General features: G+C 37.5%; 18 protein-coding genes and 2 pseudogenes. 7 read left to right on the top strand and 13 right to left on the bottom strand.

What is annotated here, in order from left to right; translation table 11 throughout:
- Nucleotides 1-174: 174 nt before the first annotated feature.
- The gene (locus MHI04_RS10715; protein ID WP_058844442.1) at nucleotides 175-1,077 is read right to left on the bottom strand and encodes a CobW family GTP-binding protein; all 903 of its coding nucleotides are present in this window, start codon (nucleotides 1,075-1,077) and stop codon (nucleotides 175-177) included.
- A gap of 68 nt (nucleotides 1,078-1,145) precedes the next feature.
- Nucleotides 1,146-2,660: a S41 family peptidase gene (locus tag MHI04_RS10710; protein ID WP_036126069.1), complete on the bottom strand. Its 1,515-nt coding sequence runs from the start codon at nucleotides 2,658-2,660 to the stop codon at nucleotides 1,146-1,148.
- Nucleotides 2,661-3,387: 727 nt separating this feature from the next.
- On the opposite strand from MHI04_RS10710, the gene MHI04_RS10705 reads away from it, so the two are divergent.
- On the top strand, nucleotides 3,388-3,654 hold the full coding sequence (locus tag MHI04_RS10705) for a hypothetical protein (RefSeq protein ID WP_036126072.1): 267 nt from the start codon (nucleotides 3,388-3,390) through the stop codon (nucleotides 3,652-3,654).
- Nucleotides 3,655-3,696: 42 nt separating this feature from the next.
- On the opposite strand, the gene MHI04_RS10700 is transcribed toward MHI04_RS10705, so the two are convergent.
- From MHI04_RS10700 to MHI04_RS10690, 3 genes are all read right to left on the bottom strand, one after another.
- Nucleotides 3,697-4,440, bottom strand: coding sequence for a polysaccharide deacetylase family protein (locus tag MHI04_RS10700; protein ID WP_036126074.1), 744 nt, complete (start codon nucleotides 4,438-4,440; stop codon nucleotides 3,697-3,699).
- A 388-nt stretch (nucleotides 4,441-4,828) separates the two neighbouring features.
- Complete coding sequence (fabZ, locus tag MHI04_RS10695; protein ID WP_036126075.1) at nucleotides 4,829-5,254, bottom strand: 3-hydroxyacyl-ACP dehydratase FabZ; 426 nt, start codon at nucleotides 5,252-5,254, stop codon at nucleotides 4,829-4,831.
- Nucleotides 5,255-5,326: 72 nt separating this feature from the next.
- Nucleotides 5,327-5,566, bottom strand: coding sequence for a DUF3953 domain-containing protein (locus tag MHI04_RS10690; protein ID WP_036126077.1), 240 nt, complete (start codon nucleotides 5,564-5,566; stop codon nucleotides 5,327-5,329).
- Between the two features lie 148 nt (nucleotides 5,567-5,714).
- On the opposite strand from MHI04_RS10690, the gene MHI04_RS10685 reads away from it, so the two are divergent.
- Nucleotides 5,715-6,332, top strand: coding sequence for a LysE family translocator (locus MHI04_RS10685; RefSeq protein WP_036126079.1), 618 nt, complete (start codon nucleotides 5,715-5,717; stop codon nucleotides 6,330-6,332).
- Between the two features lie 89 nt (nucleotides 6,333-6,421).
- Nucleotides 6,422-6,901, top strand: coding sequence for a DinB family protein (locus tag MHI04_RS10680; RefSeq protein WP_340811088.1), 480 nt, complete (start codon nucleotides 6,422-6,424; stop codon nucleotides 6,899-6,901).
- 23 nt (nucleotides 6,902-6,924) lie between these two features.
- Here MHI04_RS10680 and MHI04_RS10675 read toward each other — a convergent pair whose 3' ends face one another.
- The 3 genes and pseudogenes from MHI04_RS10675 to MHI04_RS10665 all read right to left on the bottom strand — a co-directional run bounded on the left by MHI04_RS10675 (nucleotide 6,925) and on the right by MHI04_RS10665 (nucleotide 8,447).
- Nucleotides 6,925-7,863: a DUF2268 domain-containing putative Zn-dependent protease gene (locus tag MHI04_RS10675; protein ID WP_342535685.1), complete on the bottom strand. Its 939-nt coding sequence runs from the start codon at nucleotides 7,861-7,863 to the stop codon at nucleotides 6,925-6,927.
- 5 nt (nucleotides 7,864-7,868) lie between these two features.
- Nucleotides 7,869-8,105, bottom strand: a pseudogene (locus MHI04_RS10670) (GNAT family N-acetyltransferase); the annotation flags it as partial.
- A 177-nt stretch (nucleotides 8,106-8,282) separates the two neighbouring features.
- Nucleotides 8,283-8,447 (bottom strand): hypothetical protein, encoded by a 165-nt coding sequence (locus tag MHI04_RS10665; RefSeq protein ID WP_170829866.1) that lies wholly within the window; start codon nucleotides 8,445-8,447, stop codon nucleotides 8,283-8,285.
- 134 nt (nucleotides 8,448-8,581) lie between these two features.
- Here MHI04_RS10665 and MHI04_RS10660 point away from each other — a divergent pair, with 134 nt between their 5' ends.
- On the top strand, nucleotides 8,582-9,424 hold the full coding sequence (locus MHI04_RS10660; protein ID WP_058844448.1) for a copper amine oxidase N-terminal domain-containing protein: 843 nt from the start codon (nucleotides 8,582-8,584) through the stop codon (nucleotides 9,422-9,424).
- Nucleotides 9,425-9,508: 84 nt separating this feature from the next.
- On the top strand, nucleotides 9,509-9,682 hold the full coding sequence (locus MHI04_RS10655; protein ID WP_170829867.1) for a hypothetical protein: 174 nt from the start codon (nucleotides 9,509-9,511) through the stop codon (nucleotides 9,680-9,682).
- Nucleotides 9,683-9,815: 133 nt separating this feature from the next.
- On the opposite strand, the gene MHI04_RS10650 is transcribed toward MHI04_RS10655, so the two are convergent.
- On the bottom strand, nucleotides 9,816-10,310 hold the full coding sequence (locus MHI04_RS10650; RefSeq protein WP_036126093.1) for an Lrp/AsnC family transcriptional regulator: 495 nt from the start codon (nucleotides 10,308-10,310) through the stop codon (nucleotides 9,816-9,818).
- 189 nt (nucleotides 10,311-10,499) lie between these two features.
- On the opposite strand from MHI04_RS10650, the gene MHI04_RS10645 reads away from it, so the two are divergent.
- Nucleotides 10,500-11,396: a DMT family transporter gene (locus MHI04_RS10645; protein ID WP_342535684.1), complete on the top strand. Its 897-nt coding sequence runs from the start codon at nucleotides 10,500-10,502 to the stop codon at nucleotides 11,394-11,396.
- Nucleotides 11,397-11,424: 28 nt separating this feature from the next.
- On the opposite strand, the gene MHI04_RS10640 is transcribed toward MHI04_RS10645, so the two are convergent.
- Nucleotides 11,425-14,508: an ATP-binding protein gene (locus MHI04_RS10640; protein ID WP_342535683.1), complete on the bottom strand. Its 3,084-nt coding sequence runs from the start codon at nucleotides 14,506-14,508 to the stop codon at nucleotides 11,425-11,427.
- Between the two features lie 345 nt (nucleotides 14,509-14,853).
- On the opposite strand from MHI04_RS10640, the pseudogene MHI04_RS10635 reads away from it, so the two are divergent.
- Nucleotides 14,854-16,201: pseudogene (locus tag MHI04_RS10635) on the top strand (IS3 family transposase).
- A gap of 100 nt (nucleotides 16,202-16,301) precedes the next feature.
- Here MHI04_RS10635 and MHI04_RS10630 read toward each other — a convergent pair.
- From MHI04_RS10630 to MHI04_RS10620, 3 genes are all read right to left on the bottom strand, one after another.
- Nucleotides 16,302-16,883 (bottom strand): hypothetical protein, encoded by a 582-nt coding sequence (locus MHI04_RS10630; RefSeq protein ID WP_271913336.1) that lies wholly within the window; start codon nucleotides 16,881-16,883, stop codon nucleotides 16,302-16,304.
- A 51-nt stretch (nucleotides 16,884-16,934) separates the two neighbouring features.
- Nucleotides 16,935-17,450 (bottom strand): matrixin family metalloprotease, encoded by a 516-nt coding sequence (locus MHI04_RS10625; protein ID WP_271913334.1) that lies wholly within the window; start codon nucleotides 17,448-17,450, stop codon nucleotides 16,935-16,937.
- 90 nt (nucleotides 17,451-17,540) lie between these two features.
- Nucleotides 17,541-17,978 (bottom strand): hypothetical protein, encoded by a 438-nt coding sequence (locus MHI04_RS10620; RefSeq protein ID WP_036126107.1) that lies wholly within the window; start codon nucleotides 17,976-17,978, stop codon nucleotides 17,541-17,543.
- Nucleotides 17,979-18,128 lie beyond the last annotated feature (150 nt).

Below are 18,128 nucleotides of genomic sequence, written 5' to 3'. Positions count from 1 at the left end.
CTTACCTTCAATTATGGAATAGACCTAGAGATAGCTAGTGTCGCGTGTTTATTGCTATTCAATATTACAGTTGTGTTACAAAGGCATTACAATTCATTTACATAAAAATAAAATAACCTGCGTAAAGCTACATATGACGTACATATGCAACATTTCGCAGATTATCAAATTTATTCATTGTCCCCCAATGATAGGTAAAGAACTGACATTTTCTCCAATAATGACAAGTTTTGCTGGCATTTTGATATACTCAGGGAGCCATTGGACCATTCCATAAGCATATTGAAACAGCATCGGATTTTTAATGCCCTCAATCGGCACATAGCCCTTCATACGATAAATCGTTTCTGGTAATGTACGAATCCAATCTTCAAATTGCTCCTGTGTAAATTCGCTATCTGTGAATTCCACTAAGCGTGAGCCAAGCTGCATGGAGGCTATTGGCGCTTTGACAATGTCAGCTTTATCAACCTGTGCCGTTGCCTTTAAGCCTTCAAGTAAGTGAAGTGGGACTCGCCCATTCGTTGTTTGCAAAATAAAGGCATGTGGATTTAAGCCTTGGAGTTCGTAGACCACTTGTCCTTGCTCTGCCTCTGTTAATAAATCTGTTTTATTTGCTAATAATAAGTGCGCATGTCGAATTTGCTCCATAAATAAAGAGCGTACTTGCGGTGTTAACGTATCACGGTGCAGCCAGAGCTTGGAATCAGCCACTGTGATAATGCCTTTGACATTTAACTGATCTGCAAAAAGTGGTGAATACACAGCATCTAATGCTTCCACAGGATGAGCAGCTCCCGTTGTTTCAATAATTAATACATCAAAATCACTATCTAATAGAAGAGATTGAATTTGTGCCTCCGTTTTTTCAGCACCTGAACAGCAAATACAGCCCTCCAGCATCTCCTTCAGCGGGATATCTTTCTCCACTGCCTGTGAGTCAAATGGCAGCTTTCCTAGCTCATTCATAATAACGGCAGGCTTTAGATTCTTTTCTTTTAATTGGCGAATGACATCTGTAAGCATGGATGTTTTGCCACTCCCTAAAAAGCCACTAAATAGGTATACATCTTTCATCATTTTTCCTCCTATAAAAAAAGCTGTCGCAAATGCCGTGAAAGACGACCGTTGCGACAGCTACATTGTTAGTTTGTTGTGTCCTCTGTTTTTTCGGCTGTTCCTGAAAGAAGCTCTTTCGCTTTTAATAACTGAGGATCATCGGCTTTCATTTTTGCACGTAAAGCATCCATTAACGCATACGTTGTATTGCCTGTTAAAATACCTGTTTCTTCAAGGTTATTCGCTGCTTGTAGTTTTTCTACAGCACGTGCAGTATTGTCATCGAAAATACCATCTATTTCACCAGGCTCATACCCTAGCACTTGAAGCATCTCCTCCGCTGCTTTTACAGAGTCCGACTGTAAGCCTGTCTTCATTTCTAAAGAGGCATTCAAGTAAGGTAAAGTAGCATACGATGGATAACCAACTTTGACATCAGGTTCAATGCCTTTTTCGTTAATCCAGTTCCCATTCGGTGTTAACCATTTACCTGTTGTAAATTTCAGATTAGAGCCGTCTTTTAATGGTGTTACATTTTGGACAGTCCCTTTACCGAAGGATGTTTCACCTACAACTTTGGCACCTACAGATTCTTTTAATGCACCTGCTAAAATCTCAGAGGCAGAGGCACTACCACTATCGACAAGTACTGTAATTGGTAGGTTATATTTTTTACCTGCAATGGCATTAGTAATCTGAGGCTCTGCATCTTTTTCTTGTACCTGAACAATCGCTTTTCCTTCTGGTACAAAGAAATTAGAAATATCGACAGCAGCCGTTAAATAGCCACCAGGATTTTGACGTAAATCTAAAACAATGCCTTTCATTCCTTTGCCTTCATACTCAGCAAGGATTTTTTCAAGCTCTTTCGTTGTTTGTTCACTAAATGATGTAATTTGAATATGGGCAATATTGCCATCGAGCATTTCCCCATAAACTGTTTCTACTGGGATTTCATCACGAACAATGGTCATGTGAATAGCCTCTGTGTTTTCGCCGCGTTTCACCGTTAATTTCACTGGTGTTCCTTTCTCACCGCGAATTAAAGCAACCGCTTCTGTTGCACTCAAGCCTTGAATGCTTTTCCCATCAACCGTTAAGATGATATCTTTTGGTAATAAGCCTGCCTTTTCTGCAGGAGAATTTTTGATAGGTGACACAACTGTAATATAACCATTACGCTCTTGGATTTCCGCTCCAATTCCTTGGAAGCTAGAAGATAAACCAGAATTAAATTGATCTGCTTCTTCCTTTACCATGAAGTCAGAATAAGGATCGCCTAATGCATCGAACATACCATTAATAGCACCATCGACTACTTTTTCATCATCAATATCTTGGTAATAGTTATTTTTCAGTAAATCAAATGCTTCATATAATTTTGTAAATTCCTCACGTTCAGTCGGAACTTTCACTTCTACTACTTTCTTATCACCAAACGTTAACGCAAAAATCGTTAACCCTGCCGTAATAAGGATTGTAAAGAACATTAGCATGATAAATTTAAACGGTTTCAGTTGTATAAATTGTCCTGCCGGCTTTACTTCTGCTGGAGTCGGCTCCTGCTGCTGTTCTGTACTTTCATTTTTCTGTTCATCCATCTTGATTGTCACCACTCTCATATACACTAACTTGTTGTCACACTACTACCATCTTAACAGGTTATCCAGAAGACGAAAAGAAAAAGACTGCCAAAACTTCATGACAAACCTTAACCTATCATGCTTCATCCTATCTAGCATCCTAGCACCTATTTACTCATCATACTGTTAAGTTTAGGTATATAATGGTACTGCCTTTTAATTTTACTCATTTCCTAGTTGCAGTCAACCAAAAACTCAAAGAATCATAGAAATGCTATAAGAATATAACGTACAAGTGACGAAAAAAGTTGCAGCTCCTTAGCAACTATTCATTCTTTTTCACCTTTTTTATAGACCATATGAACAGTTAATCGACGGAAGGAAAGCAGTTGCCCTTTATATACGACTGAAAAATTACCATACAGTGTAGGCGCTTTTTCCATTAGCTCATCTCTTGAAGCTCGATCAACTTAGGCTACAATCCTAACTTTCGTGCAGCCATTTGAATGTTTCCGTCGCAACGTCTACATAGGAAGATTGAAAGTTTGCTAATCGCTCCTGCCCATTCTCTCTAGCAACGCACTATCCATTTCAACAAGCTCTACATTTGCCATGCTATTTTCCTCCAATAATTTTGCTGAGCTAACATTACCATTTTAGCGAATCATTCAAATGCCTCGTGAATCGCCTTTTCCATTGTTGTCGCATATGATGCAAGTAATGACAATTGTAAGGAGGCAGGAAAATGGGAAGAAATAATAAACAGAACCAGAACAATGATTCAATGGATATTTATATTGCAAAGTTAGCCTATATCGGCACAGCCATTTCAACTTTAGGGGATGGCATTCAGACCATCGCAGCTGGTCTAGCCCTAGAGGCACTACAAAATGCGAAGAACGATTCTTCTCCAACAAATAATGGTGATCAAACAGCCAAAGTCGATAACATGCAGAAACAAATCGATTATTTAATTGCTGAACTAAAGCAAATCAAAAAAATGTTAAAATAACCTTTACATAAAGAGTAGTGTGGAAGCCAAATACCTACCACACTACTGTTTTTTTATCTTCTGATGAGTCCTTTGTAGTTCCATCAATTCAGAAACCGTCACAAACTGGTAGCCCTGCTTTTCAAGCTCTGGCAAGATTTGCTCCAATGCTTTGACGGTTTGGGCTCGGTTTCCGCCACCATCATGAAACAGCACGATATTGCCAGCCTTTACGCCTTTTAAAACCGTATTAACGATGCGATTGACCCCAGGATTCTTCCAATCGAGCGTATCCAAATGCCAAGACCACATAACGACTTTATAGCCTTTTTTGGCAATCGCCTCTATCATGGCATCGGTATATTGCCCTTCAACGGGGCGAAATAAGGTTGGCTGATAGCCCGTAATTCCTGCAATTACCTCATCTGTTTGTTGAATTTCCTTCATTAAATTAGGTACATTTGTTTTTAAAGGGTGTGTAAAGGTATGATTGGCCAATTCATGCCCTTCTTCATACATTCTTGCTATCAATTCAGGATTTTTTTCTGCATTTTGACCAACAATAAAAAAAGTAGCTTTCGCATTGTATTTCTCTAATACATCAAGAACATCCGCTGTATAGGTACGATGTGGACCATCATCAAACGTTAAGGCAATGATTTTTTCCTCTGTTTGGATTTCCCAAAGAATTTGTCCTGCTTCTTCATAATACTTTCTCCCTTTATTTTCAGAAGAACTTACTTTGACATAAAAAAACGACACCGTGATCAAACAAAGTGGTAGTAAAAACAGTAAAAATTTTTTCACATTTTCACGTCCCCAAATAATTTTCGTACTTTATTATTTGTGGATTTCATAAAAAAATGCTTATGTTTAGCTTTATTTCATTAAAATTTATCATGACGTATGTTTTCCAGGCTCCTATAATTTTTTTGTTGAAGCTTGTCCACAACATTCAATCACACCATGGTGTATTTGTCGCAGACGCTTCACTTTTGCCGATCGTTACATCCTGTGACATGCTTTCACCATTATTACCACGTGGCGCTCACCCGCCAAAAAGTATTCATTGCCCCTATAGAGAAGGGAGTCTTCAGTTGAATCATGAGGATAAGATGGGTATGTAGTACGTCATCAAGCAAAGTCAAGACAAAAACACTATGCATGAAACTATCATTTATAAAAGGACCTCCTTTTACTGGCCAAAAGCAAAAACAAGGTCTGTTTCACAAACGATTTCTCCATTCACTGTGGCAACCCCACTTCCTTTACCGACTGTCCCTTTCACACGGTTGATTACTACCTCAAGCCGTAGCTGATCACCAGGCTTAACTTGTTTTTTAAAGCGACAATGATCAATGCCCGCAAGCAAGCCTAACCGCCCCTCATTCCCTGCCTTTGTCAGCATAATGACTGCACTGACTTGCGCTAACGCTTCCACAATGAGCACACCTGGCATGACAGGATAATGTGGAAAATGTCCCTGAAAGAACTCCTCATGGATTGTCACATTTTTCAATCCGACTGCACGCTTCCCCTCCTCTAATTCCAAAATACGATCTACTAAAAGAAACGGATAGCGATGTGGTAATATTTCTTGCAATTGTTGACTTGTTAACATATTGATTCCTCCACAGCATTTTTATAACCTTATTCTAACACTAAATATTAGTACTTAGTAATAAAAATGAAGTTAGTCAAAAAATGACTGTCTGACAATGACAAATAGAAAAATGGCCGTACCAAAAGAAAGAATACTAATGGCAGATCGTTTGGCTCTTTGCCACGCTCTCATACCAATGAGTAAAAATGTACAACCTAATAACATGAAAGTAACTGGTAAGAACGAAAAATCTTTTGTAATAAGACCATACATACTCGTCACCACAATTGGGATAAATATGAATAGTTGTAGACAATAGGACCATTTCATGCCGATCATCTCCTCACTAAATTATTTTCTGAATTTTTTTTCATTCCTTTTTCAATATTTCTTTATCGACAGCCCTATAGTCGCTGGAATATAATATTCCATGCATTCACCTTAGATTGATTAGTTTATTAGAATAGGAAGGTTTCGCATGTTATCTTTTATCGCAATAGTACTTTTATTATTTTTAATCCCAGGTCCTGCTGTTATTATCACGATTACACAAACATTAAAAAGTGGCAAAAAGAATGGTATTTATACCGCTTTAGGCATCGGTCTTGGAGATTTAGTTCATACGTTAGCGGCTGTTTTAGGTCTTTCTGCTATTTTGATGAAATCAGCCACAGCCTTTGAGGTAGTGAAATATATTGGGGTGGCCTACCTTGTTTATTTAGGTATTCAGATGCTCCTCACAAAACCAAAAAAAATTGAACAACCAACTGTGGAACAAAGCCCTGCTAGTACATCATTCCGCCAAGGCTTTTTAGCAGAAATTTTAAATCCGAAGACAGCTTTATTTTTCCTTGCCTTCTTACCACAATTTGTACAGCACAACGAGCAATCTGTCACAAGCCAATTGCTAACACTAGGCATCACCTTTGTTGTGATGAGTGCTTTGTATACAATACTACTAGCAATTATTACAAGCTTCATTGGTGAAAAAATCTTTACGAAAACAAGTGGTAGCTCACGTTGGCTTGAAAAAACTGTCGGCTTTGTCTATATCGGTCTCGGTGTCCGTTTAGCACTACAGACACAAAGTAGATAATCTGGAGAGGAACACAAAAGAGTGTTCTTCTTTTTTTTGCAGGAAAATGGAGAATTTTAGCCAATACATACTAAAAAGGAGGGGTGAACTTGAATGAACGTCAAGAAAATTTATTTCAGCAGTTAGCACATTACCGTAGCGAGTTACTCCATTTGCTAGAGCATGTGTCAGAAGAAAAGGCAAATATCATTCCAGCTGGTTTTCATAATAATATTCGCTGGAATATGGGCCATCTTTATCTCGATCAATATTTATGGCTAGAGGCGTTAACAAAAGAAAAGGATACAGCTTTAGTAGCTCTCATGAAATGGTTTAGCTTTGGTACGTCGCCTAAGCATTTTGACGAAAAAACGCCTACATTCGAGGAGTTAAAAAAGTACTTGGCTCAGCAGCCTTCACAGATAAAGGAACGATACGGTCATCGATTGGCTGAGGAATTCCCACCTATCGACATGGGTATGCAGACCATTGAACAAGTACTCCTACGTACCATCTTTCATGAAGGTATGCATTTACAAGCAATTGTCACCATTCATCGATGCCTAAACGAAGTAACAGACCGAGTTTAATACAGGGTCTGTTGCTTATTTGTTTATTGATAATTTTCGAGATACTTTCCTTTTTCAAAAATTTCTTTCGGACTTAAGGCAGTCCACTCCTCTATCGATACATTGGGATGCAAATCGAGATAAGATTTAATCATTTTATAGCCTTCGCTGTAGCCATAACTAAAGGGTAGACCATTTCCACCTCTAATTATTTCTAGGGCACGAATCAAGTTATGCTTTTCCAAATCCGCTGCAACATCAGACCAATAAACTTTGTTGTAATCCAAATCTATTCGCGTAAAATTCAAATCAGGATAAACTAATTTTTCAAACATCACTGCCCTTCCTTCAAATATGAGATGATCTAGCACTGTCCCCTCACTACGCGGGCGTTTTTCAGTTGCAACACTATGATGATATTCATGGGCAATTACAGCCCTAATAAATTCATTTGTATAATATTTATTATAGAGGGCTGTTATTTTACCTGCACCAATCGTTACCATATTCGCGTTTACATCTGTGGCTGGAAAAACACATACCGTCGTTTCATTTTTAGTGGGAAGGAGTTCAGAAGATTTGAATAGACCTTCCTTAATACTCTTTTCTGTTGCTTCCCTATCAATTTTTTCGCTTAATAATTGATTTTCTTTCAATTGTTTGGTCGTGCTATTTAACACCGTCTCAGCCATGTTTATATATTCACCATTCTCAAAACATGCACTATAAACGGGATCAATGACCTCTTCTCGATAGATGTCCAATGGTGAACGATCTGGATTACTTTCTACCTTTTCCGTATAGTTTTGAAAAAGCTCAAAAGCATGAACTATTTTAAATGGTTGCTTCGTTTCTGGATGTTCGAATGAAACCGTGATACTTTCTACATCTGGTTTTTCATGGGAAGGCTTTTCTGTTTGTGCACAGGCACTCAGCATGAAGCATAGCATCATTAATACGGCAAAACCCTTTACATAATGCATCCTTTTCATCCGTCCTTTTCATCAATAAATAATTTACCCATGCTAACATTCATGAACGATATGCCTTGACGCTCGACAGTTTGTCTTTGAATGATTTGGTCTCCTTTTCGTTCAAAGAAGGGTCTCGCTGTAAGACTAGCATCTGTGTAGATATGGGTAAGACCAAGCTTTTTTGCGTCCGCTTCTAGTAAATCTACTAAGGCTGCTGCAATCCCCTGTCTTTGAAAATCCTTATGGACATAAAAGTATGTACGGTTTCGTTAAATAATTGCAGAATTTCTTCTAAATCGTCATGATAGTTTGTAAAATCAAGCATCTATACACCCCTTTTCTCCCAATCTATTATACCAATGATATGATATTTATGTAAAATTATAGAAAGCCTATAGATCAAAGTAATCTATAAGCTTCTCTTCGTTTTACTGTTTCGGTGTATTGGCTGTCAGTGGATTCGCATTGGCGACTAATTGTACAGGCGTCGTCGTTTGTTGAGAGCTATCCTTCTGTCCTTGATTTGATTTCCCATAACCTTTCATGGCAGCAAACAGTGCTGCACCAACAATACCCCAGGTCAATAATTTCATTTAAAAACCTCCCTTCACCGTTAGTATTCGAGAACAATTACGGAATATAGCTGTAAAAAATTAGCGACCAATAGCCAATAACTATGGTAAAATATTGAAGATGCTAAAAACTCGAATATAGGAGGTTGACTACCATGAAAAAAGTCTTCACTGGACTATTGTTAACATCTATGTTTTTTGTGGCTTTTCCGGCTGATGCTGCCACTACACAAATTAAAATAGATGACGTAATAGTAAAATCTGATACAGCACCCGAGCAAAGAAGCAATCGAATCATGGTGCCATTGCGTGTGATCAGTGAAAATCTAGGTGCGCAAGTGCATTGGAAGGATTCACAAATTACCCTTGCCATGAATAAAACATTGATTGTATTAAATCTCAACAACAAGACTGTCATGAAAAATGACAAAACAGAGCAATTGGATGTACAGCCATACATGAAAAATAATCGTACCTATGTACCGATTCGCTTTATTGCGGAAACATTTGGCAGTCAGGTCCAATACAATCAAGGTACAGTCAGTATCACTTCTGAACCACTACTACTTGACAATAAAAAAATAAAAGCCCTCCGCTATGAATATCAAATGACAATGGGTGGTGTTATTCAAGACATTAAAGGCAATGCTTATCATAAAGCGCTTTATCAAGTTTTCCAGCAAAAAGGAAACAAAGTAGAGGCACCTAAAGAATATTCATGGCAAATTAATTTAGACATACCTGGTTCCTATTCTAAACGTGGGCAATATCGTTTTATGAGCGATGATACGAACACAGTCAAACAATTTGATATTTATTCATTAAATACTGCATTCCCTGATGAACTATTACAAGGTCATCCCCATCATCTACTGCATGATGTGTTTGAAGATAGCTGGTATATTTTCACAGATCAAGCAGTTCAATCTATAAAACAGCTTATAAACAATGCTGCCACTAATGGCTTTAGTACCATTATTAGTAATACAGTAGCATAATTTTTTGTAAGCGATGTTCAACATATTCTGCATGAAAATGGACAAAATATTCATATCAACATCGAATATATGGAGGTTTGCCTCATGCAGAAGCTACTGTTATTAAGTTGCGTGCTATTTTCCCTCTTAGCTGCCTGTTCTGCGGAAGAAGCTCCGCCTAGCGAAGAAGCGGAAGCTAAAGAACAAACCGTCAATGCGCAGCCACAAGAAAACCTGAATACTTTGGGATATGACCAACTCCCAGCAAAGGATGAATAACGAGAAAAGTAGAGAGCATCCAAACACGCTTCTATAAAATTCTATCGTTGTCTAACCTGAAAAAGTATGCCACAAGTATCGTAGAAAACCTTTAATAGGTCATCCTGAAAACTAAAAAACAGCAAGTTTGAGCCTAAAACTCACACTTGCTGTTTTCTTCTATAGGTAACACAGTAGAATATTTAATTTCCCTCAAGGATAAGTTCGTTTGAATTCTAGAAACCCCTAGCTTATTTAATTTGCGGATGAATTGATCTAATTCTTTGCGATCTCGAATGACAACCTTTAACAAATAATCATATGCACCTGTTAAACAATGACATTCCATGATTTCGGTCATCGTTTTTAAGCTGTCCTCCAATTCCTCGATTTCCTTCGCTTGGTGAATATTAGTGCTCATAAAGACATAGCACAGTAAATCAAATCCTAGCTTTTCTTGATTTAAAATAGCCACTTGCTGATCGATATATCCTTCTGTTTCAAGGCGTTTGACCCTTGTATGAGTTGCTGGTGGAGACAAGTTTACTCGTCTAGCCAATTCTGCATTACTAAGTTGCACCTCTCTCTGCAAAATCGCTAAAATTTGAAGATCCACACTGTCTAATGCTTTATTTTTAATCTCCTCCATTGTTATCTCTCCTTTTGATTGTTATTCGGCAAGTACATATTAGACTCTATTTCAGAATATTCTTCTGAAATTTATTAAATTTATTTTAATTATTTCAAATTAGTACAATTATACAAAATATTATACAGCCAAAACCTCAATAATGCTATGATTCTTAATATACATAAAATCATAGGAGGGTTACATACCTTGGTCAAATTTTATATGGGCTTAATGCTCGTCACAAGCTTACTTTGGGGAGGCAATTTTGTTGTGGCCAAGACGCTTGTGGCGCATGCCTCTCCGATGACTTTAACGATGGCAAGATGGTTCATTGCGGTGATTGTCCTTATACCATTAGTCTGGTGGAAAGAAAAGAAGCTAGTCCCTGCAAAAGCAGCTCTTGTGCCGTTATTGTTCATGGGTATTACAGGTGTCGCCTTGTTTAATATTTTTCAATTTTTAGCGTTGGAGCGAACAACATCCACGAATGCAGGCCTTATTTCAACGATGAATACGATGTCCATAGCCCTTTTTTCATTTGCTTTTCTCAAAGAAAAAATAAATGGCTTGCAGCTTTTGGCTATGACTCTTTCTTTCATGGGGGTGGTTCTCGTCCTTTCGAAAGGAGATTTGCAGCAGTTACTGGATTTTCAATTGAATACAGGGGATTTATGGATGGTAGCTGCGGTTTGTGTCTGGGGACTTTACTCGGTTTGTAGTAAGTGGGCTATGAAAACAACCTCTCCATTAATGGCTACATTGTATGCGGGAGTGTTTGGTATTCTTACTCTTGTCCCGTTCACCAGTACGGAATTCACCTTCTCTAATATCAATCCGTCTTTCATCCTTTCTCTTCTGTATACAGGGATTATCTCTACTGTCGTTTGTATGGTCTTTTGGAATATAGGCGTACAGCAATTAGGAGCCACAACCTCTGGCATTTTCCTAAACTTCAATCCTATTTTCACTGCCCTGCTCGCGTTCTTCTTTATCGGAGAAAAGCTGAGTTGGCTTCAAGGCATTGGAGGACTGATCGTTATTATGGGCTGTTATTTATTTACGCACTTTAAAACCAAAATGCCACAGAATCAAGTTTGTCATTAACATAAGATGCAAGATGCCTTCCCCCCTCTCAGTATTCGCTGAGGGAGAAGGCATCTAATTGATTAGTTGTTTTCTTTGGTAATACAACAAATGAAACAGCAGTTCCTTCATGCAGCTTGCTTGTTATGTGTAAGCCTTGACCGTAATGCTGTTGCAGACGTCTATGGGTATTCGATAAGCCAATACTTCTGGATGGACGTTTGTTCGGCTGTAGTAGCTTCGCCAATTGCTCTTCGTCCATACCAACGCCATCATCTGAGACACTAATTTCGATATGAGTACCACAATTAATGATACGAATGTGAACGGTTCCTCCTTCAACACGCTTTAAAATACCATGCTTTAATGCATTTTCAACTAGCGGTTGAATGGTTAGCGATGGAATCCATACATTCGTCGCTGTATCTAAGTCCCATACGACGCGAATACGTTCACCAAAACGTTCCTGCTGAATATAGAGGTAGGCTTGAATTAACCGAAGTTCATTTTCTAATGGAACAAGCGCTTCTACGTTTTGAAAATTATAGGATTCTCTTAAAAAATCACTTAATGCCTCTACTAATTTAGCTGTCCGCTCACTGTCCAATTCACTTAACGTTAAGATAGCATTTAATGTATTAAAGAGAAAATGGGGCTCGATTTGTGCCTGAAGCCACGCTGCCTCCATACGATGTCGTTCTTGAATAGATCGCTTCACCTTTGTTAATGCCTCAACGCGAGATCGAAGCTCTAAGGCATCAACAGGCTTGACGACATAATCATTGGCCCCCGCTGAAAAGCCATTTTCAATATCATGTGGTTGACTACGTGCAGTTAGTAATAGTACGGGTAAATCCGTCATGAAGAATTGCTTACGGATGATTCGTACTAATTCATAGCCATTCATTTTCGGCATCATTACGTCTGAAATCACTAAATCCCATTCCTGGGACCGTATATATTCAAGTGCCTGCAAACCACTTGTCACCGTGACGACATCATACTGCTCATTCGCCAAGAGGGTTTCCACCACTCTTAAATTGATGGGCTCATCATCCACTACTAAAATTCGTGGTTGATTCCACGCATCTCCTACATCGTTCATTCCATCTTGCTGTACCTCAGGGCTTTCCTGTTTTTGATGAGCCTGCTGTGCAAGCGTTACCTTTTGAGCTTCCGCTTCGTCAGATAGTGGTAATGTGAAGGTAAAGGTGGTGCCTTGTCCCACCACTGATTGTACGTCCAATGTTCCCCTTTGTAGTTCAACCAGTCGCTTACAAATACTAAGCCCTAGCCCAAATCCGCCCTCTACTATCGTCTTACTGACAGTGCCTTGCTCATATGGCTCAAATAATCGCTGCATGGTTTCCTCATCTATGCCAATGCCCGTATCTGCCACCACAATCTTCGCCATGCTAGCCTCGGTATAGCCCGAAATCGTAATAGTACCTTCATTAGTAAATTTCACGGCATTATGTACCAAATTAAAAATAATTTGGATTACCCGATTTTCATCTGCCAATACTTTTTGAAAGTCTGCTGGAATTTGCTGAACAAACTGAACCGGCTTTCCTTCAATCATAAAACGTAGCATATCGAAGACGCCAGCCACGATGGTATGAATGGAAACCGTGGTCAGATGCAATTTTTGTGTATTATCCTTTAGGCTCATCACATCAAGTAAATCGTTCAATAAATGCGACATTCGTTGCCCAACAGACAGCACCGTTTCTAAATCATGGACGCTTTTATGACTAAGTGCATGGGACTCACGCTCTAAAACAGCCTTGGACATATTGATAATACTATGAAGCGGATTGCGTAATTCATGGGAGGTGCTTGCCAGAAATTCATCCTTTAGTTTATCTGTCTCTTGCAATTTTTGGGCAAGGTCTTTTGTATCCGCATGCACTTTTGCGTAATCTTTAAACCACAATGTCGCTAAACAAGCAATGGTCATTATCAAATCAAAGGGATATGAAATCACCTTGATTCCTGAAATCAGTAGCAAAATATCCCAAAGAATACTATTGATAAATGCAAGGATTGCTAAAAGTAGAAAAACATGCTGACGGATATCTTTGAGCGCCTTTCCTAGCATCATCATCATGGTGATCACAATGGGAACGCCTAAAATGACAATATAAACACTTTGTATCGACACTACATATCGTGTTGGTAGTACAATAGCCAACACAGCTGCACAGGCACATACAAGGGCAAATCCCTGCTGATAACGGTGAAAATGGCGCGGTAGCCATGGATCGATACATTGTAGCAGGGAATAGCCAATGCCAATCATCGAAAGGTGAACCAATATAAACCCCCAATCATAATTGATTGGAAACCAAAATGAGAGAAGCTTATCGTCACTCCCTAATAGATAATAAAACATGATACTGACGGTTAAGAGTGAAAAGAACAGTAAAGGTCTTTCCTTATTTCCAACTAAATATAGGATGATCGAGTAAAGGGCATGTAAAAGTAAAACGACTGCCACTAATAGCTGCATGGTAATAGACAATTGTGTTTCGCGATAGATAACATCTTCATATCCAAATTTTATAGACCGCACAATTCCCCCATTACGAGGATCTTGAAAGTTAGCCACTTGCACAACAATGTCGATTTCACTTTGGCCCTTTGTGTCAAAAGAAGCTGTAAATGGAACATTTTTGGCCATCGTTTGCGCTCGATTTTCACCTAGCTCACCAGCCTTCGCAACTAAACGATCATTTACATATATTTCTGCTGCACTACGAATGCTAGGCACCCTTATGCTAAATGTTTTTGTTTCTTCTGGATTAACCTGTATTTTCAAATGATAGGAGCCATAGCCATATGGCGTCAGCTTACCTTCTTGAAAAATTTGATCCCAACCATCTGGAACCTGTATGTACGTGCGGGGGAAAGGTGGTTGATTACTATCCATCAACCAGTGAGAGGAATAAAATGTCCATTCACCATCCAGCGTCAAAGCATTCTGTTGAAAATCAAAATCCCGTACATCGATTTGTCCTTTTTCTGCGTAGGGTTGGTCTGGCTGAGTAAATAAATGCAACCACAATATGCGTGTGCTCGTTAACAAAATAAAAAATAAGAGAATAATGATCGCTATTTTTTTCTTTTTCATAAGTGAATCTCGTCAAAGGGCAACATAGTATTTCTCCTTTGCGAACGCCACCTCCTAGGTCTTGATCGAGTAATGATCTTACAACCTTCCAATTCTACCAAGCACATCTCTACAAATTCTGAACAAATTCTTAATATAGTCCTAATCGAACAACGGGCTCTGATTTGGTTGAACCATTTCGCCAAAACATTTCATATACTTCCACAACCCTTTCTATCCAATGCCTGTAAGTAAAGTCGGGTTTTTAGAACTTTTTGCCATAAAAAAAGCAGCCCCTCCGATAAGGAATGAACTGCACCCCAATTGTTAGACACAGCATTTAACAATTGGAGGTGTAGTTTTTTTATGACTAAATTTACGAGCGAGATAAAGTTAAAGATTATTCAAGGCTTTAATTCAAAGATTTTTTCTCAACAAGAGTATGCAAAACAGATGGGAGTAACAAGAGCACAATTTCAATATTGGTTAAAGTTATATGAATTACATGGAGATGAAGGGTTTAGGAATACCTATACAAATTATTCTGTACCATTTAAACTAGACGTATTAAATTACATGGTTCAATCTGGTGCGTCATTAATGGATACCGCAGCTCTTTTTAAAATCTCAAGTTATACAATAGTGTATACTTGGCAAAAACAAATGGAGGTTGGCGGTTTAGATGCCCTTGAATCAAGACAAAAGGGGCGTCCATCGATGAAAAAACAATCGACGAAACAATCCTGGCTGAAGGATCTGTCGAGGCACTAGAAGCACGTATTAAACAACTTGAAATGGAAAACGAGTATTTAAAAAAGTTGAATGCCTTAGTTCAAAACAAGGAAAAATCATGAAACAAGACAAAGCAAAAGTAGTCTTTGAGTTAAGGCATAAATATTCGGTGAAGGCGCTTGTGAAACTCGCTGGTATTCCACGTAGCACGTATTATGATTTAGTAAAGAAAATGAACCGAATAGATCCAGATGCCGATTTAAAAGTAGAAATCAATTCAATTTACGATGAACATGAAGGACGTTATGGCTATCGTCGTATTCGTGATGAGCTAGCTAATCGTGGTAAGAACGTGAATCACAAGAAGATCCAACGCATCATGAAAGAACTTGGATTAAAGTGCCTTGTGCGTATGAAAAAATATAAATCCTATAAAGGAACAGTCGGTAAAATTGCGCCTAATCATTTAGACCGCCAATTTACAGCGGACCCACCGAATGAAAAATGGGTAACCGATATTACGGAGTTTAAATTATTCGGCGAAAAATTATATTTATCACCTGTTTTAGATTTATTTAATGGTGAAATTATTACGTACACAATTGGCTCTAGACCAACTTATTCACTTGTTTCAGAGATGTTAGATAAAGCTTTAGAGCGTCTACCAGAAGACCATCAGCTTCTCATGTATTCAGATCAAGGCTGGCACTATCAAATGAAGCAATATTGTCATGCGTTTCAATCAAGGGGTATTCTCCAAAGTATGTCTCGTAAAGAAAACTGTTACGACAACTCTGTAATGGAGAATTTCTTCGGGATTATGAAGTCTGAGTTTTTATACTTCAAAAAATTTGAAAGTGTAGACCATTTTAAAACTGAATTAGAAAAGTATATAACGTATTACAATACAAAAAGGATTAAGGCAAAATTAAAAGGCATGAGTCCGATACAATATCGAACCCATGCCCTAACCGCTGCCTAATGAAATAACCGTGTCTAACTTTTAGGGGTCACTTCACTCATAGGCTGCTTATTTTTAAATGATATAAATACGCTACATTTTAGTAGACCACGAAATTTTATTATTTTTTATACTTAAGCTGTGCATCTCTCATAATGGCTAGATCAGAATTATCACTATCTACAGTATTTAAAGAGTTAAGAGAAGAGTTAGATCCAAACATTGGCACTTTACCAGTAGTTACACCTCTAGGGGCATACATACCATCATCTACTGGAACCAAAAATAGTAAATATTCTTTATCAAACTCCATGTTCTCATAATCATTCACAGTATACATAGCATTTGTTTCTTTATCATAAAAAGCCATTTCTGACACAGTAATTTGAGAATTTGTTTTTATATCTTCTTTATTATCGTTATTTTTATAAACTTCTGAAATTAAAAAACTTGATTTAGTATATCCACCAATTACATCGTTATTAATGTCTGATCTAAAAACTTCAGTATCATTTTCTTTTGTTTTTGTACCAAGAACAATTACAGGTGATGCTTCTTCCATCTCTTCTAAATTATCAAAACCTAGAGTTTTACCTTCAAAATTAATAGTCTCTATTTTTTTATTATCTTTAATGCTTATAAAGAATATTAAACAAAAACACACTAAAAAAAAGCTAAACACTTGAAACTTTCTATTTTTCATACTACCTGCCCCTTTGTCGACAATTTTTGTGTGAGTAATAGCCGTATGTAATTAATACAAAGCTTTTATACCATCAATGTCGTCTTGTAACGGCCAGTCTTTATCATTAAAACCCTTTGTCCTCATAACAGATATGGAATTATTCTTTGTTTGAGTGTGATCAAGACCTAAAGCATGCCCTACTTCATGAACTGCAGTTTCCCTTCTACGAGTTTGATCTAATCCCTTCCATGATTTATACATTGTTATGTTTGATAAAGTAGAGGAACCATTACGATGAGTAGCATATGCATCACCATAATTACTATTTACATAATCAACATTAACATTTCCACTAACCGAGACCTCTTTAGTAAACTTAACTTTATTAGTTGAATGCCACGCAGTAAATCCTCTTAGAATATCTTGCTTATAACCCATATCAATTAGCTCTTGACTAATATTGTAATACAAATCTAAATTATCCTTCTTTTTAAATCCTAGTAATTGATAAGCATCAGCTGTAATTGGTAGAGATACAACACAAAGTAATAGCATAATTAAAAAGCCTTTAAATTTCCACTTCATTTTACCAACTCCCCTTTATTTTTACATTCATGGAACTAACACACATAAATTATAAACATAATAAAATACAATATAAAGGGTAATTTGGTATCATTTTACTTTTATACTAAAGATATAAGAAGAACTCCCTTTGTCCCATCTTCCAGAGATAATATATATATACTTGCCTTTTTCGTTCGGTACAGAAATACTATTATCTTCCACTATTACTTTTTCGCTTTCATCGTTATTCATCCATTTCTCAACTTCTACTTTTTCAGGTTGTTTCTTAAAATTGATTTTTATTTTACTTTGAGGGGATACTGAAAAAGGGACAATTTTATTATTATCAAGAATTTCTGGTGGTGAAATTTTATCAACACATTCAGTGCCAGTTATTTTTTTCCAACAATAAGAACCTTGTACTATTGTTATCTTATTATTTCCTGACAATACAATTGGCTTAGGGGGACCAGCATTAAGTAACATGATAATCAACACAAATACGATAATAAATAAAGTAATTATACTTATCTTTATGCCTTTCATATAAACCCTCCAAACTAGTATTCTGAAATTAAGAAAAAGTCTTATATTCCGTTTATCAACTTATTTTACCATATAATTATTTTTTTGTAATTTAAATGCATATGAAGAAGCAAGGAGCCGACTGAACGAGATAAGGTTTGTGATTTGGTA

This window comes from Lysinibacillus sp. FSL K6-1151, assembly GCF_038630755.1.
Classification (GTDB): Bacteria; Bacillota; Bacilli; order Bacillales_A; family Planococcaceae; genus Lysinibacillus; species Lysinibacillus fusiformis_D.
The sequence above is the reverse complement of the archived record's forward strand: the minus strand, read 5'-3'. Positions and strand labels throughout refer to the sequence as shown.